Origin of the sequence: Paenibacillus jamilae (assembly GCF_050482105.1) — a bacterium.
Classification (GTDB): domain Bacteria; phylum Bacillota; class Bacilli; order Paenibacillales; family Paenibacillaceae; genus Paenibacillus; species Paenibacillus jamilae_B.
In genome coordinates, this window is sequence record NZ_JBCNHI010000020.1 from 328,703 (window position 1) to 349,296 (window position 20,594).

General features: G+C 42.1%; 20 protein-coding genes, 1 tRNA gene and 1 pseudogene. 13 read left to right on the forward strand and 9 right to left on the reverse strand.

The features are described from left to right. Positions 1-84: 84 nt before the first annotated feature. Positions 85-1,266: a GGDEF domain-containing protein gene (locus ABEW32_RS20415; protein WP_430191221.1), complete on the reverse strand. Its 1,182-nt coding sequence runs from the start codon at positions 1,264-1,266 to the stop codon at positions 85-87. Between the two features lie 204 nt (positions 1,267-1,470). On the opposite strand from ABEW32_RS20415, the gene ABEW32_RS20420 reads away from it, so the two are divergent. Further along, positions 1,471-2,595: a glycosyltransferase family 4 protein gene (locus ABEW32_RS20420; protein WP_430191223.1), complete on the forward strand. Its 1,125-nt coding sequence runs from the start codon at positions 1,471-1,473 to the stop codon at positions 2,593-2,595. Here the strand turns inward: ABEW32_RS20420 and ABEW32_RS20425 are convergent. Next, on the reverse strand, positions 2,592-3,698 hold the full coding sequence (locus ABEW32_RS20425) for a YkvI family membrane protein (protein ID WP_430191225.1): 1,107 nt from the start codon (positions 3,696-3,698) through the stop codon (positions 2,592-2,594). The genes ABEW32_RS20420 and ABEW32_RS20425 overlap by 4 nt on opposite strands. 141 nt (positions 3,699-3,839) lie before the next feature. Here ABEW32_RS20425 and ABEW32_RS20430 point away from each other — a divergent pair, with 141 nt between their 5' ends. From ABEW32_RS20430 to ABEW32_RS20450, 5 genes are all read left to right on the forward strand, one after another. Next, on the forward strand, positions 3,840-4,445 hold the full coding sequence (locus ABEW32_RS20430; RefSeq protein ID WP_430191227.1) for a DedA family protein: 606 nt from the start codon (positions 3,840-3,842) through the stop codon (positions 4,443-4,445). Between the two features lie 85 nt (positions 4,446-4,530). Beyond that, positions 4,531-5,103: a xanthine phosphoribosyltransferase gene (locus ABEW32_RS20435; protein ID WP_063209201.1), complete on the forward strand. Its 573-nt coding sequence runs from the start codon at positions 4,531-4,533 to the stop codon at positions 5,101-5,103. Positions 5,104-5,204: 101 nt separating this feature from the next. Beyond that, positions 5,205-5,549, forward strand: a complete 345-nt coding sequence (locus ABEW32_RS20440) for a hypothetical protein (protein ID WP_430191229.1) — start codon at positions 5,205-5,207, stop codon at positions 5,547-5,549. Between the two features lie 137 nt (positions 5,550-5,686). Continuing rightward, positions 5,687-5,908 (forward strand): hypothetical protein, encoded by a 222-nt coding sequence (locus ABEW32_RS20445; protein ID WP_430191231.1) that lies wholly within the window; start codon positions 5,687-5,689, stop codon positions 5,906-5,908. Between the two features lie 116 nt (positions 5,909-6,024). Next, positions 6,025-6,354: a carboxymuconolactone decarboxylase family protein gene (locus tag ABEW32_RS20450; RefSeq protein ID WP_430192006.1), complete on the forward strand. Its 330-nt coding sequence runs from the start codon at positions 6,025-6,027 to the stop codon at positions 6,352-6,354. A gap of 128 nt (positions 6,355-6,482) precedes the next feature. On the opposite strand, the gene ABEW32_RS20455 is transcribed toward ABEW32_RS20450, so the two are convergent. After that, positions 6,483-7,019, reverse strand: coding sequence for a YhjD family protein (locus ABEW32_RS20455; protein ID WP_430191233.1), 537 nt, complete (start codon positions 7,017-7,019; stop codon positions 6,483-6,485). 211 nt (positions 7,020-7,230) lie between these two features. Here ABEW32_RS20455 and ABEW32_RS20460 point away from each other — a divergent pair. Next, positions 7,231-7,318: transfer RNA gene (locus ABEW32_RS20460), tRNA-Leu, on the forward strand. A gap of 2 nt (positions 7,319-7,320) precedes the next feature. Here the strand turns inward: ABEW32_RS20460 and ABEW32_RS20465 are convergent. From ABEW32_RS20465 to ABEW32_RS20490, 6 genes and pseudogenes are all read right to left on the reverse strand, one after another. After that, a complete protein-coding gene (locus ABEW32_RS20465; protein ID WP_430191235.1) occupies positions 7,321-8,610 on the reverse strand; it encodes a tyrosine-type recombinase/integrase in 1,290 nt (429 codons plus the stop codon). Between the two features lie 79 nt (positions 8,611-8,689). Beyond that, positions 8,690-9,025 (reverse strand): helix-turn-helix domain-containing protein, encoded by a 336-nt coding sequence (locus tag ABEW32_RS20470; protein WP_430191237.1) that lies wholly within the window; start codon positions 9,023-9,025, stop codon positions 8,690-8,692. A 566-nt stretch (positions 9,026-9,591) separates the two neighbouring features. Next, positions 9,592-9,742 (reverse strand): annotated as a pseudogene (locus ABEW32_RS20475) (transposase); the annotation flags it as partial. Between the two features lie 83 nt (positions 9,743-9,825). Then, complete coding sequence (locus ABEW32_RS20480; protein ID WP_430191239.1) at positions 9,826-10,023, reverse strand: helix-turn-helix domain-containing protein; 198 nt, start codon at positions 10,021-10,023, stop codon at positions 9,826-9,828. Between the two features lie 76 nt (positions 10,024-10,099). After that, positions 10,100-10,486, reverse strand: a complete 387-nt coding sequence (locus ABEW32_RS20485) for a sigma-70 family RNA polymerase sigma factor (RefSeq protein WP_430191241.1) — start codon at positions 10,484-10,486, stop codon at positions 10,100-10,102. Between the two features lie 631 nt (positions 10,487-11,117). Continuing rightward, positions 11,118-12,299, reverse strand: a complete 1,182-nt coding sequence (locus ABEW32_RS20490) for an RluA family pseudouridine synthase (RefSeq protein ID WP_430191243.1) — start codon at positions 12,297-12,299, stop codon at positions 11,118-11,120. Positions 12,300-13,083: 784 nt separating this feature from the next. Here ABEW32_RS20490 and ald point away from each other — a divergent pair. The 6 genes from ald (at position 13,084) to ABEW32_RS20520 (ending at position 20,535) form a co-directional block, all read left to right on the forward strand. Next, a complete protein-coding gene (ald, locus tag ABEW32_RS20495) occupies positions 13,084-14,220 on the forward strand; it encodes an alanine dehydrogenase (protein WP_430191245.1) in 1,137 nt (378 codons plus the stop codon). Between the two features lie 66 nt (positions 14,221-14,286). Next, complete coding sequence (locus tag ABEW32_RS20500; protein WP_430191247.1) at positions 14,287-15,633, forward strand: aminotransferase family protein; 1,347 nt, start codon at positions 14,287-14,289, stop codon at positions 15,631-15,633. A gap of 324 nt (positions 15,634-15,957) precedes the next feature. Further along, positions 15,958-17,118, forward strand: coding sequence for a saccharopine dehydrogenase family protein (locus tag ABEW32_RS20505; RefSeq protein ID WP_430191249.1), 1,161 nt, complete (start codon positions 15,958-15,960; stop codon positions 17,116-17,118). Positions 17,119-17,358: 240 nt separating this feature from the next. Further along, the gene (locus ABEW32_RS20510) at positions 17,359-18,696 is read left to right on the forward strand and encodes an APC family permease (protein WP_430191251.1); all 1,338 of its coding nucleotides are present in this window, start codon (positions 17,359-17,361) and stop codon (positions 18,694-18,696) included. A gap of 104 nt (positions 18,697-18,800) precedes the next feature. After that, positions 18,801-19,643, forward strand: a complete 843-nt coding sequence (locus ABEW32_RS20515) for a helix-turn-helix domain-containing protein (RefSeq protein WP_430191253.1) — start codon at positions 18,801-18,803, stop codon at positions 19,641-19,643. A gap of 307 nt (positions 19,644-19,950) precedes the next feature. Next, a complete protein-coding gene (locus ABEW32_RS20520; RefSeq protein ID WP_430191255.1) occupies positions 19,951-20,535 on the forward strand; it encodes a TetR/AcrR family transcriptional regulator in 585 nt (194 codons plus the stop codon). The last annotated feature ends 59 nt before the right edge of the window (positions 20,536-20,594 follow it).

The following is a 20,594-nucleotide window of genomic DNA, read 5'->3' on the forward strand; positions in this document are numbered from 1 at the left end:
TCCTGTGCGTCATTTTATGCTATAGACAACCAGGCAGAGAAATATGCATAGGGCAATCTTAGCCAACAAATCGTAGCCTGTGGATTATTGTGCGCGTGCTGCCCGACTTTTTTTGACTTCCGCTGCCTTATAGGCTGTGACCTTGTTTTTGCCTGTCGTTTTGGATATGTACATGGCTTGATCAGCCTGCTTAACGAGTTCATCAGGACTTATTTCCTTCTTCACAGTGCTGTGTCCGACACTGATGGTGACGATGCTTTCCTCGGCCACGCGTTCGCGGATTCTCTCAGCTACGTGTGCGACCTTGGCCCGCCGATCCACAACCATCGCGACCAGTTCCTCGCCACCGTACCGTCCGGTTAGCCCGATTTCGTCCAGTTCATCCTCCATAATCTGTGCGACCTGCTTGAGAACTTCATCTGCGCGAGCATGGCCCTGCGTATCATTCAGCTTTTTGAAATTGTCAATATCGCAAAAAATGACCGACACGCGGATTCCCTGGTCGATATAGCGCCGAAGTCTTCCCGAAAAATATTTACGGTTATACAGCCCTGTCAGGCCATCGGTGATGGAAGAACGATAAATCCTTTGGAGTAGCTCTACAATCCGTTCAAATAGGATGATGAATAACGTAGTGTAGTATAGCAATGGTAAAAATGACATCCACAGAACTGTGCTTGATCCGTCTGCTTCTTCAGGAAGGTCATTTCGCAGCCATAGAAAACCAAGCCACAGCAAATATATGAATAAGCCTGCTATAAATTTCTTGGGCTGTCCGATTCGCGGAGTGATAAATAGAAGGCTTAATATAAGCACAAACACTCGATAAAACAGGGTGAATCCAACCAACTTCACTGCGCTGATCCAAGCGGGCAACAAACCTAAAGTCCAGGTCATTAACGGCAGTATTAGTAACGCAGCCAGCAACAGCAAGGCCCATTTCTCCACCAGTTTTAGCTTTCGGTAAAGCTGAAATACAGCGGCATTGATGAGCACAAAGGCAAACGCCTCCAGAGCATTTTTCCACACGATTCCCTGCAGCTGCATCTGGCCGCCGCCTGCCGAATAGAGATTCATCGCTTCATATGTCATAATAAAAATAGCGGCAACCGAAAAAAGGATATAGGCTTTTTTTCGTTGTCTGCTATATATGATCACGCACATTAGCGCCATCATGAGTATAATATACAAACCGCAGGCTGCACTTATGGCCCCGGCCAGAGATGGGGAGCCCAAGCTTCCCGATAAGGACAACAACGTCAACATCACCGACTCCATCTGTAAAATTAATCAATCTATTGAATGGACGATATCGTTCCGATACAATAGACAGGATTTATTCCAGCTAAAATGTTATAATTTTCTTTTGTGCCTAACATTTATTCTCAATATATCATCTTTCAGAAAATCCGGAAACCTATACATATATCCTGTGTTCCGGGCAGTTAATGCTTGAAAGGGGAAGCACTCATGAAATTGCTACAGGCTCTCTTTTTCCCACCCGAGCAACCGGGAGGCGTTTCATCCATGATTCCATATTTGCAAGAGCGATTTACGTCCCCCCGTTGGGAAATGGAGCTATTTTCTATCCCTAAACGGATTCGTAACAAGGGTAGGGACGAAGTAATCTTTGATACCTTTGACTGGACGAGATATGAGCAATATCCCATCGTTCAAAAATATATTCAGACGTATCGTGATTATTTGTGGTGGACCCGGCTTCGTATTCAGAAACCTTTTGATCTTATTCACGCTCATCATCCGATAGCCGGGCTCGCTATGAAAAACGTATTTCCTGATATTCCGCTCGTACAGACGATCCACTCTTCCTATGAGAAGGAGTTAATCTTAAACGGGAAAATAGAGGAAAACGGGCCTGAACACCACTTCTTAGTGTCACTGTACCGAGAAATGGAGCAGAAGGCAGATCGCTTGATAGCCGTATCGCAATCTTTTCAGCATTATTTAACACCTTATGTACAGCATCCGCAAGATATTGTGGTTATTCCAAATGGTTATGATGAGAAGCGCTTCAAGCCCATTCCTCACGAAAATGAAGTGACGCAGCTCATAACCGTGTGCCGACTTGTTCCCGCAAAAGGACTGGATATTTTATTACAGGCTTGCGCTGAGCTGAAAAAAAAGAATCAGGAATTCGTGCTGCATATTATTGGAGATGGTCCGATTCGCCCTGAATTGGAAGAGATGGCGCGACAGCTTGATATATACCATGAGACGATTTTTTATGGATATACTCTCCATCCAGAAGAGTTTATGCCTTTTTTTGATGTATTCGTGTTGCCTTCGCGGGCGGAGGCCTTTGGCTCCGTTTTTGCAGAAGCGGCGTTGAGCTGTCTGGCATTGGTAGGTACAGAAGTAGGGGGAATACCGGAGCAGATTGAGAACGGGGTAAATGGTCTGCTCGTGCCACCCGATAATCCGAAGGCACTGGCAGACGCATTAGAAAAGGTCATCGCTGATCCTGCCTATCGTTATGAGCTGGCTAGATCTGCCTGTGACAAGGCTAAATCAAGCTATTCTCTAAGTCGTGCCGTTAACGAGCTGAAGAAAATGTATTTGAAATTTCCGCACTAACCATGACGGGTACCGTCTGGTTTGGAATCAGAACGCCGAAAGCTGGAGCGGGGACGTGAGGAGCGGAAAGGTCTCCCGCGCCCTGCCATAATCAGTTTGCTAACCCACATCAGACTGAGCATTCCGAAAATAGGATAAAGAACGGATAACAGTGAACTGAAGCCGAACTGACTGATTAAAAAACAAGTGAGCATAATGAATAATGTAATGAGCTTGGGCGAAATTTGGATATGCTGACGGATTTGTAGACTGACTCCATAAATGTCGGCCACAAAGGTACTGAAGATCTCCATAAAAATGAGTAGAATGTATATGATTTCAACCAGCGCGCCTAGACGGTAAGCAATGCTACCCATAGGGATTTCAAATTGCTGAATGCCTGGCATTTGCGCTGACATGACAAAATGTGCAGCCATCAGCATAAAACCAACACCAATCCCGCCCAAAACACCGCCCCAACGGATCGTTTTACGGGAGAAAGTTTGGCTGCCTAGAGGGACAAGCACGGCCTGAGCCATAGCCAGATTGAAGGACGTATACAGGAGTGGAGAGATCCATGCTCGTAGCGCACTGTGGTCTGTCGTATTTGTAATAAAGCTTTGCGGATTGGGCATGGAAAGGGTGCTATGAACGAGCAAAAGAGATATTGTGATCATCAACGGGACAACGATGGTATTCATATGCAGGATTGCTTTAATACCCTTATTCAGCAGCAAATAAGTTCCGATCAGTGTAATGAGTAGCCCAGTTTGGTAGTGCAGGTGAAGGTGCTCCACAAAAACAGAGCCGGCTCCTGCCAGCATGACGCTATTCACACCAATCAGCACAATAAGCGTGAATATGCTGATCCATTTTCCGGCATTAGCACCAAAGAGGTGCTTGTTCAGATCCTCGTAGGAGCGGGCTGAAATATCATGAGCGATCAGCATCATTTTCGTACCCAACCATACAAATATGAGTGTGGACAGCATAATAGTGATTGTAGCCCAGCGTCCATATTGCGTAAAAAATTGCAATATTTCCTGTCCGGTAGCGAAGCCGGCGCCGACGATTGTACCTATGTATGTAAAAGCAATCTGAAAAACATGAATATTACGTTTCATTCTCAGTCCCCCCTTGCCTGCTTGAATAACGCTGTAGCGAGCATATAATACAAACTATGTTCAACTGAAATAGGACATGACTGGATGAGACTGAAAATAATTATACTGCATTTAATGAATAGCTTGACGGGAGCGTAATTTATGGGTCAAATCCTTGCATGGATACTGGAATACGGATATTTGGCAATGTTCGGCTTGCTTGCCCTTGGAGTAGCTGGTATGCCGATACCCGACGAAGTGCTAATGATCGCCTTTGGCGGGCTCGTGTCTCAAGGACACTACAACTTTATTGCCGCGCTGGCAGTCACATTTTTCGGTAGTATGACAGGCATGATGCTTAGCTACACACTGGGGCGTCTGCTGGGCAAGCCGCTATTGCACCGATATGGTAAATGGGTGAGGCTTACGCCCTCTCGGATTGCTTCTTCCGAAAATTGGTTTGGGCGTTATGGGACCTGGGGAATTTTATTCGGTTATTTTGTTCCCGGTCTGAGACATGTATCATCCTATCTGGCAGGTACAACTCGTTTAGGTGTTTTTCGCTATATCAGTTATGCTTCAGCAGGAGCGTTGCTATGGTGTGGTACATTTTTGGGGATCGGACATGCGGTGGGCATGCACTGGGAGCAGGTGGCGAGGCTGATGGAGAAGGTGACTCACCGGGTAGGTTTGATCGTTATTCTTTTAATCGTTTTGGGAGGAATCATCGCATGGTTCTGGAACAAACGTAAAAAAAATGTCATATGACTGCACGGATCGCAGGCAATAGCTTGAAAGCGGTGGGTGAAATATGGTACTTTTACCGCATAGGAATGCCGTGGGAGGTCATGGAATGGAAGTATTAAAGAAACGAATTTTAGATGAAGGCGTGATTGCGTCAGATCAGGTGCTAAAGCTGGATGGATTGCTTAATCACCAGGTTGACCCAGAGCTGACTATGGAAATGGGACGAGAGTTCGCAGCCCGTTTCCGGGAAGAAAAAATTACCAGAGTAGTGACCGTGGAATCCTCAGGCATTGCCATCGGGTTTGCGACAGCGTTGGAATTGGGTGTGCCGTTGGTATTTGCTCGTCGCAAAAAAACTTTATTAGCTGATCCGGATGCGCTTTGTGAGCGCGTACCTTCGTTTACAAAAGGGATTGTCACGGATATTATGCTGTCCCGTCAATTTATTCATGAACACGATCGTGTTTTGTTCATTGATGATATTATTGCTAATGGTGATGCAGCTCGGGGCATGGTTAAAATTATTCAACGCTCCGGAGCGGAGTTGGTGGGATTCGGAGTTGCGGTTGAAAAAATGTTTCAGGCTGGAGCGAGAACCATCCGTGAGCAGGGCATTCGTGTAGAATCATTGGTTAAAATTTCATCATTGGCTGATGGTAAGATAGAGTTTGCTGAATAGTAACAATTCGAAACTCCGAATCCTTATTTCTAATAATAACCTTTGCATGAGCATTGATTTCGCTTATAATATAGATAAGGTTTGGGAGAGGAGGCAGCAACATGGGGAATGAACAATTGACCGAACAGTTTTTTCTGGAAAAACTGGCAGCGGCTAAAGTACATTTTGAACGCGCCTTGGATTGTAAGCATACGGAATTCGACGATTTGTATCCCTATATGATTGAACATCCTCAGTTTTTTTGGTATAAACGCTATGTGGCCTGGTCTGAGTTGTTGACGTTGGTTAACCTATGCGAAGAATTATCCTTCTCTTGGAAAGAAGAATTTACTCCTCACCAAGTGGAGTATGTAAATCAGCGAGTGTTGTCTGCACAAGTGCTGGACTTCTGGTACGAGAAGAATGATACAAAAGAACATGATCACAGTGTAAATCAGTCGGGATAATTTGTTGCTCTGTTGGCAATCCATATAAGTAGTAAGAGGAAAGAGACCTAAATGATCCGTTTAGGTCTCTTTTTAAACTTTTTATGTGAATAAAATTACGGCCGTGTGTTGAAAAAATGGATAAGGAGGGAAAAAGAATGATTATGGACGAAGAATTGGATGCTTACCGACTTTCTGGTGAAAAGGTACGCGTCGTACGCGATGGATTGGAGTCCAACGATGTTGTTGGCATTGTACTGGCCTGGGATGAGGAACAGGTGCTTATTCGCCGCCAGAATCGACGTGTCGTCAAGTTGGATCGTAGCTATACATACCAGCCGTTCAGCGAGCCGCGTCACAATCCGATAGATCTGGATTAAGCAACAAATTCCAAATGCAGATTGGATATAAAACGGGGTATTTCATTAGGCATACAGAAACTCTAAACCGGACACAGTAAGGAAGGAAAACTCAACAGAGAGGGCGTGCTGTGTTAATGACGGTTATGGACGAAAAAGTACATGCTTATAAGGATCAAATCAGCCATTTGGAAGACAAGTTGCCCGAGGTAGTTCATGCCTATCATCGCTTTACTGGAGAATGCTTTCAAGCCGGCAGTTTAGATGAAAAAACCAAGCAACTGATCGCGTTAGGTATTGGCCTATTTGCGAACAACGAGGTGTGTACGTTTTATCATGTAAATGAGGCGCGTTCTAAAGGAGCCAATGATCAGGAGATTATGGAGACTGTTGCTGTAGCCGCTGCAGTTGGTGGAGGACATGCTCTAAGTCAAGGGGTTACACGTGTACAGAAGGCGCTACATTAAAGCGAATCATCATAATTCTATACTAGATAGTAGCGGACATAAATTAATTCGAACGTGATGGTTATGGAAAGAAGCTTCCGAGCACAGTTGGTGCCTGCGGAAGCTTCTTTTTACGTGTAATGGGAGAATTACGCTCTTCTGCTTGTAGCAAAAGCAGTAGGGCGAGGGGTTTTATGATTATAGGCAGAAGAGGATGCCGCCCAACTGCGCCCAACAACACGTAGAGGTTTGGGGGTTGAGTTATTTGGTGATTCGGGGCGATATTTCTCTGGTAAAGGAAGAGCAGCCGTATGAGGCATAGAGGTAGAGAGCCCCAGATAAGCTCGCATTCGTTCATACATTTCTTTGCGGAATGCGGGCATAGGTATACTGAACTGCTCTTTAGCTCCTTTATATATATAGGTGGCGTGAACGCCGGAGTGGTTTTGTTGTATGTCTAAAACACGAATGTGATGCTTCTTAAATTCATGTTTAATTTCAGAAAGCAGGATTCCTGTACGATCTATACCTGCGTTAACCATTTCGACATAAAGATCAGGGGTTTTCAGCACGCCGCTTTCTTCAAGAATTAGACTGTCCCGTTCAAATACTTTTTGAATAAAGGTCAGGAGCAGATAACTTTTCACAAGTGAGCATTGATGCTGAGTCGTATCTAAAGAAATCATTACCATTCACCGCCTTTGGGGAAATGTGATGATAATTCATAGTCATTGAAGTAAAGGAACCTATGTTCCTAAGAACCTGTGTTCTTATTATAATATATTATTCCTTTTTTATCAAGAAGAAATAAAAGGTTTGACAACTTTATATAGGCATGGTATGATCTATCTTGTCACTAAGAAAGATTGCTTCTTTCAATGTAGACGACAAGTATATGCGGTCGTGGCGGAATTGGCAGACGCGCACGGTTCAGGTCCGTGTGGGCTAACCCCCCGTGGAGGTTCGAGTCCTCTCGACCGCACCAACCTAACAATGAACGAGCTCTTGAGTTTCCTCTCGCGGAGATTCTGGAGCTTTTTGCATACTCGGAATTTGCAATGCATTGCTCATCACTTGCGCTGAAGAAAGCTTTGAACTGTATTCAAGATGAACATAAATGTTGGCGGTCGTGGAATAATGGCTATGCCCCAACCATGCCTGAATTTCCTTTAAACTGATGCCGTTAGCAAGAAGTAAACTAGCACAACTGTGCCGAAGATCATGAAACCGAATTCGCCGTAAACTATGCTTTTTCAGGACGAGTGGAAAATGTTGAGTAATATAACCCGGCTTAATTCGCTCTCCCAGCTTATTGACGTAAATGTAGTCTTGATATACGTTGCTATAAGAGTCCTTGTACAAAGCCCGATTCACTTGCTGCTCTTCCAGCAGCCGTAAAAGCAGTTCAAGGAAGACGGGAACGAGCGGTAAAGTGCGATAACTCGCTTTGTTTTTGGCCCGGTCTTTCGCCACAATGATTTGTTTGCCCTGATATGATACAGGGATAACCGTGTGCTTAATGGTAATCGTCTGATGCTGAAAGTTGATGGCGTCCCATTTGAGTCCGACGATTTCGCTTCGCCGCAGCCCGTAAAAAGCAGCCAGAATGACAGCCAACTCAACCGGATCGCTTTTCACGACTTCGAACAAATCGTTTAGTTCATCACTCGTATAGTAACTCCCGATAAATTGGTTCTTCTTGAGTCGCTTGACCTTGTCTGCTGGATTTGAAGGAATCCTGTCCATTTCAAAAGCATGTTGCAGCGCCTGTCGGATATTGGCATGATAATGCAGCACGGTGTTCGTGGTCAGACCGAATTCTTTCAAGACATACTGATAAAAATCGTGTAGGTGTCTGGGTTGTAGTTCCTTCAGATAAATTCCTTTTTCCCGGAAGTACGGCACAATTCTGGTGTTAACAGCAAAACTATAAGCCGCGTGGGTGGTGATCTCAACTTGGTATTTCACCATTTCAAGCCATTCCACCATGAAATCGGCGAATAAAATGTCGTCCTCTTCCGTTTCTTCGCTTTTATCGGGCTCCTCAGTGTGCTCAATGTTTTCTTCAGCAATCACCTCTTCAGCATTCTCCAGAACGGCTTCTAAGGGAGGTTCGAAATTCTTGCGTGCTTCCAGCAACATAGTCTCCGCTTTTTTCTTGTTGCCTTTTACCGGAAGCTTGGTGGGAATCCACTTGCTTTTTCGTTTTCCGCCATATTTGTAGTTCAGAACAATATAAAAAAGACCTTTCTTTTCCTGAAGGTGGCCTGCTACCATAAAGAAAATATCCCTCCTTGGTTAGCAGCCCAATCTCTTACCATTGACACTGCAATTATAACATAGTAAAAACATTGATTCAATGCGTTAAAGTGTTGAAGTTAATTGTTATATCTGTTTGTTGAGTATGCATCAATGATTGAAGGTAAGAAATAATTTGAATCTTGGGTATTTTATAAGTTCTGCCAATTTTAAAATGAGAAATTCGATTTGCTTTCAAAAGTTTATAAGCACTCTTAGTACTAATTCCGCCGAGCATTTCACATAATTGCGGTATGTTTACGACGTCGGGATAATGTTCGAACATTGGTACAAGGAGACACTTCGTCTCTTCAAGGAATGGAGCTGATTGTTCTGACATGTAAAGAACCCCTTTCAAATGGATATGTATTAGTCCGCGGCGGGCCACGAGCATAATTAATAGGGATCATTATGCTTTTCATCTCCATTGAACTAAAGGTAAGAGTTGTTTCAAGCTGCTGATGGTAAGTCAGCATCATAGCTTCGACTTTAACGTCGGAACTCCCCCTCATCCGAGCGAGCTGCCCCCAATGCTGTGATGCTGGCCGGGCAGAAGTATCATAATCCCTTTCTCTGGTTATGGCGATTCATCCTACCACAGGATGATTTAAGCCGGAGAGATGATCGCTCAAGCCTTAGAAAGGAGGCTATCGTGGCGCTCCCGCTTCGTCGCTTCTGTTTTTCACAGTAGGGAAAGGAACGTGCCTGAAACAAATAATATGCAGTTCTCAAGGAACAAGGAGCAATCAAGAATAGTTTTAAATCAAATGATTGCTTCCTGTTATATAAATGGGAATTGGGTTAGAAAAAGGCAACGGATTCCCTAAAATTTCTCAATAATCTGATTTAGTTTCTGCTTGACCTCCATATCTACGAAGCCGCGCTTGACCCGTTCGACAAAACCGCTCGTCGTAGTCATACATCTAGGTAAACAATTTTCTTTAAAGGGTGCTTCTGTTACTTGTAGATGTCGTCGGGTACGGTGGCGGTATATTACTGACGATTGTGAGGGAGTAGTGGCTGCTAAACATGTTTTCAATAAAACGGGCCACCTCCTTGTGCCCATGCCCGTTTTGTACATCTGGACTACCGTTTCCTCTAGCCAGCCATCGCTCAGCGGTAGAGCTTACCCTATCGGCAATTAGTAATAGACGAGCCATGCAAGAAGCTTTTCTTGCATGGCTCGTCTGTGTCTTATTTGTACCGGGTAATATCAAAGCGACGGGCGGCCAGAATAAATGTAATTGTCAACTGTTGTTTACAATCTTCATCAATAATCCCGTTATGCTTAGAATACTTATTGATAATTGGTTCATAGCGAGAAATCAGTTGAGCCTCAGCTTCTTTGTTACCATTTTGAACCTGATGAAGTAATGAACAAACACTGTGCATGCGTAATCCTCCTTTATCATCAAATCAAGTTCCCATGACAGATGAGTAGGGAGGAGCACGAATGTTAAAATGTCCATTAATTTTCGATGAGTTTTTTAAGTTTAACCAGAAGCTTTGATTTGCTTTTAGAAACAGCCTGTCTGCTTATGCCTAGAAGTTGGGCTATTTCTCTGTCTGTTTTATCTTCGTAGTATTTATGATATATAATTTTTTGTTCCTGTTCGCTAAATTGCCTATTATCTAAAATTTGAGAAAGAATGTTAGCGTTTTCAAACTGCAATACTTCTTGGGAGTGAATAAGAAAGCTAATGCTGACTTCAAAAGTGACTGCATCTAAAGGGATGACATGACTTGAATCGCGATGCAGTTTTCTAAAATAATCTTTTTGTGCGTGTCGAAGACATGTAATGGCGTAACTACTGAATGCTTTCTCGATTGATCTTTTTGTTCCATTTTCCGTCATAAGCTTCCATCTCCTCTCTCTATTAAGTGGGGAATAGAGCTGAAAAAAGGCAACTATGGATCAAAAATAATAGAATCTTACATCCACTTTTCGATTTTTTGACGAATTTAATTCGAACTCATAAAAATCTAAGTTTTCACTATTTTTTTAGATTACATTTCTACTGATGGTACAATCCCGAAGCAAAATATGTAGTGATATAGACATTACTCCTACAACAGAAAGCTCAGGATTATAACCGGCAGTTCGGTGTCCGGCGTCGAATTTAAAGCACCAAAGGTTTAAGATTGGATAACTGATGGGAAGATGAGCAAACATTACGACGGCAGCCGACAAAATGATCGGCTGCCGTCTTTGTGTTAAATAACTCTCTGGAGAAGAGTCAAGTATTTGTCCCACGAAAAATGTTAGAAGACAAGAACACAATCTTGTTGCCGATTTGACTTCAAAATGCTAGCGGACAACATTACTCATCATGCATCATCCATATAAGCGCAAAAAGAATAAGCTTGCATAACGCAACTCGTGATTTTCCCCACCGCTTAACCTAGAAATTTTCTTATAAACACGTTAAAAATGCCGGACTCCCAGGGAATCCGGCATTACTGGAGAACGGATGTAAGACGTAGCCTTATCGATTCCGGAGAGCTTCCAGAGCCTGACGCATATCCTGAGGTATTGGAGCTGACACATGAATTTTTTTGCCCGTCCATGGATGATTGTAGATGAGCCTCTCACCGTGCAACGCTTGCCGGGAAATGTAGATACGCTTGCCGCCATACATTCCGTCCCCAGCAATGGGGTGGCCGATATGTGAGAGATGGACGCGAATCTGGTGGGTCCTTCCTGTAGTAAGGCGAAGCCGCACCAAAGTATGTTCACCCAACTGTTCAGCCACTTCGTAATGGGTAACAGCAGGCAGGCCTGTCTCACTGACCCGCCGACGGGTGGAATGGAGCCGATCCTGGCCGATTGGGGCGTCAATCGTGCCTTTCATCTTGCTGAACGATCCTTCGGCAATGGCTACATACAAGCGGTCGATATTCTTGTCCTTCAGGGATTTTTCTAGAATAATACTTGCAACTTCATTTTTGGCGAAAACCACGGGACCGGTGGTATCCTTGTCCAGGCGGTGTATGGGCCGGACCTTACATGCCTTGCCGGTCATTTCAAAGTAGGCTGCCACAGCATTGGCCAGGGTGCCTTTCTGGCCGTGAGTGCTGGGATGAACCTCCATGCCAGCAGGCTTATTAACAATCAGCATAAAGTCATCCTCGAAGAGAACATTCAGATTATACCAATCCGCTTCTATACCCGTCCGTTCCTTAGAAAAGAGACGAAGCTTCAATAGATTGACGCTTATCTGGACGCCATTTTCCTGAAGAAGCTTGCTTGCCAATTTAGGCGGAATGGGTAAAAGCCGTAGTATGTTCGATGCCGAAATGGTACTGTATTGCTCGGGTAGACGGATTTCGTACCAATCCCCCTTTCGGCGTCCGGCCAGCGGTATTGTGCTTGTACCCCTACCACCTTGCGGATGCTGCCGCAGAGCACCTTTGCAGGCCGCTTTTGGAAATGGGCCACGCCTTCCGTTATGTCCGCTATCGGCCCGTCCATGGGCTGGTCTCGCAGAGCCACGGCTGCTGCGGCGCTCCATATGGGTACCACGGTTCGCTATTTTTGGGAGGAAGCTACACCTTTCAGACTGGTACCTTTCTGCGCCCCGGCGGGCGTTGCTCGGCTTGTCCGCCTGCTGTTTATGGGAATGGGAGATGGATTTGCGCCAGTTCTCCATGTTCCGTTTGTTTGCCATATGAACCACCTGTTCTTGTTGTTTTGTTCTATGAAAGCTACCTGTAACATGACATAAACCCGAGGCTTTAGTTACTTGCGAAAGTATTGAAGCCGGCAAAAGGAACAACTTAACTATCTTGCTTGAAGACATTGTCCTAAAATAAATGGAATTAAATATGAAAGTATATATGATTGCCCTGAGATCGAAATGAGGCAAATCCGATCGTGCTCATTTCGGCCTTGGGATTCAGTAGCCATAAGGCCAAAGAAAACCAAACGTCTCAAGGAAGTGATTTTTCACGTCTCCAACATCAGATTTCTTCTCGAGATGCTTTATTCTTGTTTATAAAATTTCAAATATTATTTAGTGTAGTTCAGATCAATGAAGTGAACTAGGATAAAACGGAACTAGCTGCTCTGATTGTATTTTTATGTAAGATAAAGTGATGCAAATGTGTACTCCTACAAATTATGTATATCAAAACATCAAACAAAAACGGCCCTAATCAGGGCAGTTGTAACTGTGAACGTACGGCAGATCCCACAATTTTAAAAAGACTGAACGTCTTTACGAATCCTGTAGTTGATATAAGTAATTAACCATGACCTAGCTAACACCTGAAGTCCTGCTCTCTAGTTCCTTTTTTTACTATTTTTAGCGTACTACTTACACTATAATTATTCATCGAGATATAGCTGAGTTCAATTTTTTACTATATGCAGCTTAGTTCCTTTTGTATAAATCCCCTCATGCGATATGTACCGTTTTGATATCCATATAATTACTTAGGAGGTCTTTGGAAATGAAAATTGGTGTACCAAAAGAGATTAAGAATAATGAGAATCGAGTTGCTATGACGCCTGCAGGAGTAATGGCATTGAAAAAAGCAGGCCATGAAATTTACGTGGAAACAGCGGCAGGATTGGGAAGTGGCTTTTTAGACGATGACTTCAAAGATGCCGGTGCAATTATCCAACCTACAGCAAAAGAGGTTTGGGATAATGTAGAACTTATTATAAAAATTAAAGAGCCGTTGACATCTGAGTTTCAATATTTCCGCGATGATTTGTTGCTGTTTACTTATTTGCATTTAGCTGCGGAACCCGACCTAGCGAAGGCTTTAATCGATAGCAAGATGACGGCAATTGCTTATGAGACAATTGAAAACAATGGAACACTCCCTTTATTGCATCCGATGAGTGAGGTTGCTGGTCGCATGGCAGCTCAAATTGGTGCACAATATCTTGAAAAAAACAATGGTGGGCAAGGAATCCTGCTTGGTGGTGTACCTGGTGTTAAACGAGGCAAAGTCACAATTGTTGGAGCAGGAGTGGTTGGAACCAACGCTGCAAAAATTGCAATTGGTCTTGGTGCAGAAGTAACTATTATAGATCTAAGATTGGATCGTTTAAGACAACTGGATGATATTTTCGGAACACAAATTAACACACTAGTTTCTAATCCTTTCAATATCGATTCAGCTGTTACAGAGGCAGATCTTGTCATTGGTGCGGTCCTTATTCCTGGTGCTAAAGCTCCGCGTCTTGTTACTGAAGATATGGTGAAAAGAATGAAGCCAGGGTCGGTTATTATTGATGTGGCCGTTGATCAAGGCGGGATTGTTGAAACAGCGGACAAAGTGACAACTCATGAAGAACCAACCTATGTGAAGCACGGTATTCTTCATTATGCTGTAGCAAATATGCCAGGAGCTGTCCCGCGCACTTCAACAATTGCGTTAACGAATGCAACACTTCCTTATTTACTCGAAATCTCTCACAAAGGAATGCCAAACGCTGCATTAGAAAATGCATCGCTTCTTAAAGGGGTCAACACTGCAGGTGGTTTTATTACTTACGAAGTGATTGCCAAAGATTTGGGGTATTCATATGTTTCGTATGTAGATTCTACGAAGGTGCATGCCGAGAACATGAGATAACTATCCAAAGGGGCATTTTCGATGCAAAAAGAAAAAGCAGAGTAATTAAAAAAGGAGCAGTGGACCATGGACAAGAAAACAATCGGAGAATTAAGAGAAGCTGACAGAAGATATGTCTTACATCCGATGTCTAGCATTAGTGAGCATTTACAAAAAGGACCAGGTTTAATTGTAAAAGAAGGATATGGTATTTATCTTAAAGATTTTGAGGGTAAGCAGTACATTGATGCAATGTCTGGTGCGTGGAATGTTAATATTGGCCACGGACGTAAAGAACTTGCTGAAGCAGCTGTGAAACAGATGAATCTGCTACCATTTGCTTCAACCTTTGTGGACCATTCCCATGAACCGGTGATTCGATTGGTCGAAAAACTCGCATCCATAACACCTGGGGACTTAAATGTGAGTTTCTTTACGTCAGGAGGCTCAGAGTCCGCAGATTCTGCCATTAAGATTGTTCGTAATTATTGGAAGCTAAAAGGTAAAGAACAGAAAACAAAAATAATTGGATTGCGAAGGGCTTATCATGGACTTACTGTGGGTGCAACAAGTCTAACGGATGCATTTCCTGCTCGTGATTTTTCCACTTCCAATGCACCAGGCTTTTTGCATGCTGAACCGCACTTGACTGAATGTGAACTTGGGGACAAGTCCCAACTAGGCTATGAATCAAGTATTCGTGGGATTATTGAACAAGAAGGCGCTGATACCATTGCAGCAGTTATTCTTGAGCCTGTCCAAGGGGCTGGTGGAGTTAATATTTCACCAGACGGATACTTGCAAGCAATTCGTTCTCTTTGTGATGAACTCGATATTCTCATGATCACGGATGAAATTGTATGTGGCTTTGGACGAACGGGAGCAATGTTTGGGGTTAACCATTGGGATGTCGTTCCGGATCTAATGTTGGTGGCTAAAGGGATCACCAGCGGTTATTTTCCACTAGGAGCAGTTCTCATTAGAGAAAAAATTGTCGATGAAATGGGATCTTCCCCCGTAAGCTATTTCATTCATGGATACACATACAGCGGGCATCCAGTAGGTGCTGCTGTGGCACTAAAGAATATCGAAATTATCGAGCAAGAAGGTTTGGTTGATAATGCTAAGTATATGGGTGCGGAATTTTTAAAAGGATTCTACCAACTGCAAAAGGAACATCCAGAAATAACAAATATCCGATTTAAAGGTCTGGTAGGGGCTTTTGAAATTATGGATTACAAAAATGAAGGTGTTCCTTTTGAGAAATCCACAATAGAGTTGTTTAATGACGAACTTGATAAGCGTGGAATGCTTACTCGTAGTTACGGCAATAGTTGCTTGTTTGCACCTCCACTCATTATTAACAAGCAAGAAGTTGAAGACATAATTAACATTTTCTCCGACTCTTTTGATGCTTGGAAAAAGAAATTTTAATAACGATTAATATATCAGAAAGATCTGACGTATCGAAAAGCTCACACAGTTGATGATAAACATCGTAATGAATGGGTGAGGGGATCGCCTGATGATGCGAACTGCCTTGTTGCTATCCCATTTTCGAAAGCTCTTTCGGGATAACGTTACGACCAAGTGACTATAATTCCGATTTGTCCTATTTTAAGAAAGTTTGGTTTCTTATAATAAAGGAAGCACGGGACAATTTCGAGTAACCAGTAACTTGAAACGAGTTAGTGTTATATGGGTTGGGACGTGCAGCCTTTTAAAAAGGCAAAAAAATGGACAGCTGGGGGTTAGTTTATGAGCAAAGTAGTTATTCTTGGTTGTGGTAATGTTGGAAGTGATGTAGCTCGTTATGTAGCTGAAGAAGTGCCTGCAGCCAAAATTTTGGTTGCTGATTATAACATCGAGGCTGCAGAAAAATTGGCAAATGAAATTGGTGCGCAAGCTGTTCAGTTCAATGCAACGATTCCGGATGACGTCAAACGAGTATTGAATGGTGCCGATATTGTGTTTAATGGTGTAGGACCTTTCCATCGTTTTGCGTTACCAATTATCCAACAAGCAATTGCCAGCGGAGTCAACTATGTTGATATTAATGATGATTATGATGTTGCTTTTGAATTAATTAACACGGACAAATTCGATAAAGCAGCTAAAGAAGCAGGTGTCACGGTGATATTTGGAGCTGGCTCTACACCTGGATTGACTAATGTTTTAGCTAGATGGGGAGTTAATCAGCTTGATAAAGCAGAGTCAATCAATATCACTTGGGGTTGTTCATTTGCACCTAATTTATCTGTTGCTGTAGTTGATCACATGTTTCATTGCTTAGTAGGTGATGTGCCTCAGTTTATCGACGGCAAACACCAGAACGTCCCTGCATGGAGCGGAGAAAAGAGTATAGAGCTTCAAGGTCCGTTTGGGACAAAAACATTTTGTTTCTCCGGTCATGCAGAACCAGTTACTCTGCCTAAGTATATTCCTGGATTAAAAAACGTAACGGTTAGATCAACTTTCTTCCAGGAGGAAGGCAATAAAATTTACAAACAAATTATTGATCTGGGTCTTGCCGGAAATGGGAAGTTATCTAAATCAGGTGTTTCCCCTCGTGCTTTTATTGCTGAATTTTTGAATTCTGAAGCAGGAATTGAAACATTAAGTGTCGATCTTGGCTCTGATCCTGGAGGCGCTATTTTCCGGGTGGAAATAGAGGGCGATCTTGATGGCAGTCAGACACAAATCATGTACGAAGTTCAGCTCATGACAGATGACGGAAAAGATCCAACTTCGCTTTGCGGCGCTAACGTTGTGCTTGATGTACTGGCGGGCAAAGTAACACAATCAGGCGTATTTTCCCCTGAAGCTGTCATTGAACCTGAATCATTCGTTACCAGAATAATGAGCAAGTTGGGCGGGAAGCTTTACCGTAAAGTCACTAAGCTGGATGAGCTCTATTAATAACTCTAAATCTTAAATCTCATGCGTGTCCCAGTTGGGGCACGTTTTTTTGTTTTGTTTTGAAAATCAATGAAAGGTGTAGTGGTGTTTTTTATGTAAGAATACATAACATAAAGGTGAGTTTTTACATATAAAGTTCCGTTTTATCCTATTTGAATGTACTAAATGGAGCTAAAATAATAGCAATAATGTAATATTACATTACACAAATAATGAAGAAGGCATTTGGGGAGGAATCTGATGGTGGATACTTTAAAAAAATCGCTTCAATTTAGACATTTAGTTTTCTTTGGCCTTATGGCTATGAATCCAATGGCTGGAATGAGTATGTTCGGATTTTCCTCGTTTCGATCTCAGGGTAATCCTATGCTATCGTATTTAATCGCTTTTATTGCTATTTCATTCACTGCACTGTCTTATAGCAAGATGGTTAAACTGTTCCCATCTGCTGGATCTAGTTATACCTTTGCAGGCAAAGGAATTCATCCATTGGCAGGATTTTTTGCAGGTTGGGTCATGTTGCTCGATTATGTGTTAATTCCTGCTAGTTGTTTATTGCAAGTGGGGCTGTACCTAAACGTCTTGGTACCAGCTATTCCTTTTTGGATTTGGGTGGTTTTAGTCAGTACCTTAGTTGTCTTGGCAAATTGTTTTGGTGTTGAGGTAGCGGCGAGATTTAATATGATTATGCTTGGGTATTTATTGTTCTCTATTGTGGCATTCCTTGCAGCTGTAATTTATTATATTGCTACGCAGGATACACTGACCTTTTTTAACACTCAAGCAATTTTTGATAAGAGCACTTTTGGATTATCTCCTGTCATAAGTGGTGCAGCACTTGCCATCATGTGTTATTTTGGATTTGAATCTATGACAACCCTCTCTGAAGAAACCCAAGGAACCTCCAAACAATTTAGTAAAGCTGTATTCCTCTCTCTCGGTATACTTACAATCATCTTTTTAATTACCACTTATGCTGCAAAGTTGATTATGCCGGATTATAAATCAATTCAAAATATGGATACAGCCATCACTGAAGTTATTGTTTTAGTAGGTGGGCCAACTTTAAACATGATTATATTGGTTGGTATGATTTGCTCTTTTATCGGCATTTCACTCGCAGCCCAATCATCTGCAAGCCGAATACTGTATGCTCAAGGCAGGGACGGTGTTCTCCCACGTAAATTTTTTGGTTATCTGAATCCAACAAGAAAAACACCTACCAAAGCAATTATTTTCATGGGCGTGGTTTCATTGATTATTCCTTTACTTGTCCCCTTGCTTCTCTTGACTGAACTTTCCTCCTTCGGTGGTTTGTGTGGATTTATATTGGTCAATTTGGCACTCATTGTTTACTCCTTAAGAACAGGTGTAAGATCCAAGTGGTTCATTCATTATATTTTCCCGGCTGCCGGCCTTCTAGTTACAACATACATTTTGCTGGGCTTAGGTGCCGATGCAAAAATTGTAGGGCTCAGTTGGATTCTAATAGGTACTGTCGTGCTAACCTTAACTACTAGAACAAAAATTGCAAAAACTACTGTTTCTAATGGATTGACGGAGACCCAGTCTCCTTAATAATTCTAACCTTTGTCTACGCACAGGATGTTATGCTATAGTTTTAAAAAAGAGTTATTTTACTGAACATAGTCTAATTAAGCGGTATGGTGAGGTGATAAAAAATGAATAGACTACTTCTCAGGAGTTCATACAAGCCTTGTCAGCCTGATTTAGAACAAAAGTGTTTTGTGAATAGCTATAAGGTGCAAGAAAATGATGTTTTGCACGGAAAGGTTTGGGAAATTTATCAATATGAAATTGGAACGTCTTTTCCAAATGCCATTACAATATTGCCAGACGGTCTCATCGAGCTTGTATTCAATTTTTGTGAAGGTCAAGCAAGTTCTTATTTAATGCTGGCCTCTACTGAGACTAACTCTCTGGATGTGCATCGCCCTGAAACGGGTTTTGGCATTAGATTTGTACCAGGATGGTTGGGGCAAATACAATATGCACCTTTATCAAGATCGCGGAATACGCAAGATAGTATCACTTATATTAATAGTGCTGAAATAATCACAAACTTCGATCTCTTATTCCAACAAATTATATCTACTGATTCATTCGACCAGAGAGTGAATTATTGTAAAGAATTTTTTGGCGGTGTTGAGAATGTGGGGGATAACCAGTCAGAGCTTGCTAGGCAAGCCTGTCTCTATTTGATTAATCATAACGGAAATAAAACAATTGGCGATTTGGAGAATTTTATGGGGTACAGTTCTCGCTACATCCGGAAATTATTTGATAAGTATATCGGATATTCCCCCAAAACAATGAACGAAATTATAAAATTCCAACATTCCTTTCATCACTATTCGACAAATCCAACCCGTTCTTTAAGTGATCTTGCCTGTGAGTTTGGATATTACGATATATCCCATATGAACCGGGCGTATATAAAGTTGGCCAAACAATTACCTAAATCTTTGTACCAAAATTTATATGCGGGGAAGCAAGCGACTTAGAGCAGTAAATGTGATGCACTAATGATTGAATCTTCCACTTCAATGTTTCTCCATCAATTTAAATGTCAGTTCATTGGGTTTAATTTATTTGAACAAGTTCTTGTCCTCAAACCTGGTCAAGAGCTTGTTCTCTTTGTCTTTAGGAATGATGCCACCGTCTACACATTCGCACGCCGCGGGTTGCTTTAATAATTAACATTTTTAATCACGTGAGGCGGTTTCTTTCATTTTTTAGCTATTTTTTTGACATAATAGAGGGATAAAGATAAAATTTCTGAGTATCATGTTTAATATAAGGGGTGGCTTCATGAGAGAATTGAAAAATATAGAGGAAAAAATACTTGATCGAGCGCTTTATTTGATGGGGAAGAAGAAAAGCTGCAACATTTCTATACGTGCCATCGCCAAAGAAGCCAATGTGAATGTAAGTGCCATAAACTATTATTTCCGCTCAAAAGATGAGATGCTTCAATTGGTAAAGGAATTTTATATCCAAAATTCGCAAAGTGTTCTTTCTATTTTGAAGAATGAAGAATACGACCTTGAGGAAAGACTTCTTCTTGCAGCAAACGAAATCATAGAATATGCACTACAATATCCCGGGAATATGGTCATTCACTCCCATTCACTGGAATTAATCGATTCCGATGTGAAATCAAAGAATGTCGTTGATATAGTATTTGAAATTGGAGAGTTAATTCAGCAAACTTTGAACAGTTTAATACCTGGAGAAAAAGTAGCTTGCCAATACAGATATTTAATTTTTACTTCTGCAGTCAATTATCCGACTGAATCTGAGGTCATAGCCTTGTCTGAAAAGTTCATACTAAAAGAACAAAAGTCAAGAATAGACTATTTAAAAGCGCTTATTACCTCTTTAAAATCTCTATAAGAAATATGTTCGCTTAAAATTCAAACATATTGTTTTAAACATGTTGTATATCCGGCTAA

What these genes read in the sequence shown, in the direction of transcription:
- ABEW32_RS20510 (WP_430191251.1), top strand. Translation starts at nt 17,359, where the DNA reads ATGGTGGATACTTTAAAAAAATCGCTTCAATTTAGACATTTAGTTTTC.
- ABEW32_RS20490 (WP_430191243.1), bottom strand. Translation starts at nt 12,299, where the DNA reads ATGGCAAACAAACGGAACATGGAGAACTGGCGCAAATCCATCTCCCAT.
- ABEW32_RS20425 (WP_430191225.1), bottom strand. Translation starts at nt 3,698, where the DNA reads ATGAAACGTAATATTCATGTTTTTCAGATTGCTTTTACATACATAGGT.
- ABEW32_RS20520 (WP_430191255.1), top strand. Translation starts at nt 19,951, where the DNA reads ATGAGAGAATTGAAAAATATAGAGGAAAAAATACTTGATCGAGCGCTT.
- ABEW32_RS20485 (WP_430191241.1), bottom strand. Translation starts at nt 10,486, where the DNA reads ATGACGGAAAATGGAACAAAAAGATCAATCGAGAAAGCATTCAGTAGT.
- ABEW32_RS20505 (WP_430191249.1), top strand. Translation starts at nt 15,958, where the DNA reads ATGAGCAAAGTAGTTATTCTTGGTTGTGGTAATGTTGGAAGTGATGTA.
- ABEW32_RS20435 (WP_063209201.1), top strand. Translation starts at nt 4,531, where the DNA reads ATGGAAGTATTAAAGAAACGAATTTTAGATGAAGGCGTGATTGCGTCA.
- ABEW32_RS20455 (WP_430191233.1), bottom strand. Translation starts at nt 7,019, where the DNA reads ATGATTTCTTTAGATACGACTCAGCATCAATGCTCACTTGTGAAAAGT.
- ABEW32_RS20420 (WP_430191223.1), top strand. Translation starts at nt 1,471, where the DNA reads ATGAAATTGCTACAGGCTCTCTTTTTCCCACCCGAGCAACCGGGAGGC.
- ABEW32_RS20440 (WP_430191229.1), top strand. Translation starts at nt 5,205, where the DNA reads ATGGGGAATGAACAATTGACCGAACAGTTTTTTCTGGAAAAACTGGCA.
- ABEW32_RS20515 (WP_430191253.1), top strand. Translation starts at nt 18,801, where the DNA reads ATGAATAGACTACTTCTCAGGAGTTCATACAAGCCTTGTCAGCCTGAT.
- ABEW32_RS20470 (WP_430191237.1), bottom strand. Translation starts at nt 9,025, where the DNA reads ATGCTCGTGGCCCGCCGCGGACTAATACATATCCATTTGAAAGGGGTT.
- ABEW32_RS20480 (WP_430191239.1), bottom strand. Translation starts at nt 10,023, where the DNA reads ATGCACAGTGTTTGTTCATTACTTCATCAGGTTCAAAATGGTAACAAA.
- ABEW32_RS20465 (WP_430191235.1), bottom strand. Translation starts at nt 8,610, where the DNA reads ATGGTAGCAGGCCACCTTCAGGAAAAGAAAGGTCTTTTTTATATTGTT.
- ABEW32_RS20450 (WP_430192006.1), top strand. Translation starts at nt 6,025, where the DNA reads ATGACGGTTATGGACGAAAAAGTACATGCTTATAAGGATCAAATCAGC.
- ald (WP_430191245.1), top strand. Translation starts at nt 13,084, where the DNA reads ATGAAAATTGGTGTACCAAAAGAGATTAAGAATAATGAGAATCGAGTT.
- ABEW32_RS20445 (WP_430191231.1), top strand. Translation starts at nt 5,687, where the DNA reads ATGATTATGGACGAAGAATTGGATGCTTACCGACTTTCTGGTGAAAAG.
- ABEW32_RS20500 (WP_430191247.1), top strand. Translation starts at nt 14,287, where the DNA reads ATGGACAAGAAAACAATCGGAGAATTAAGAGAAGCTGACAGAAGATAT.
- ABEW32_RS20430 (WP_430191227.1), top strand. Translation starts at nt 3,840, where the DNA reads ATGGGTCAAATCCTTGCATGGATACTGGAATACGGATATTTGGCAATG.
- ABEW32_RS20415 (WP_430191221.1), bottom strand. Translation starts at nt 1,266, where the DNA reads ATGTTGACGTTGTTGTCCTTATCGGGAAGCTTGGGCTCCCCATCTCTG.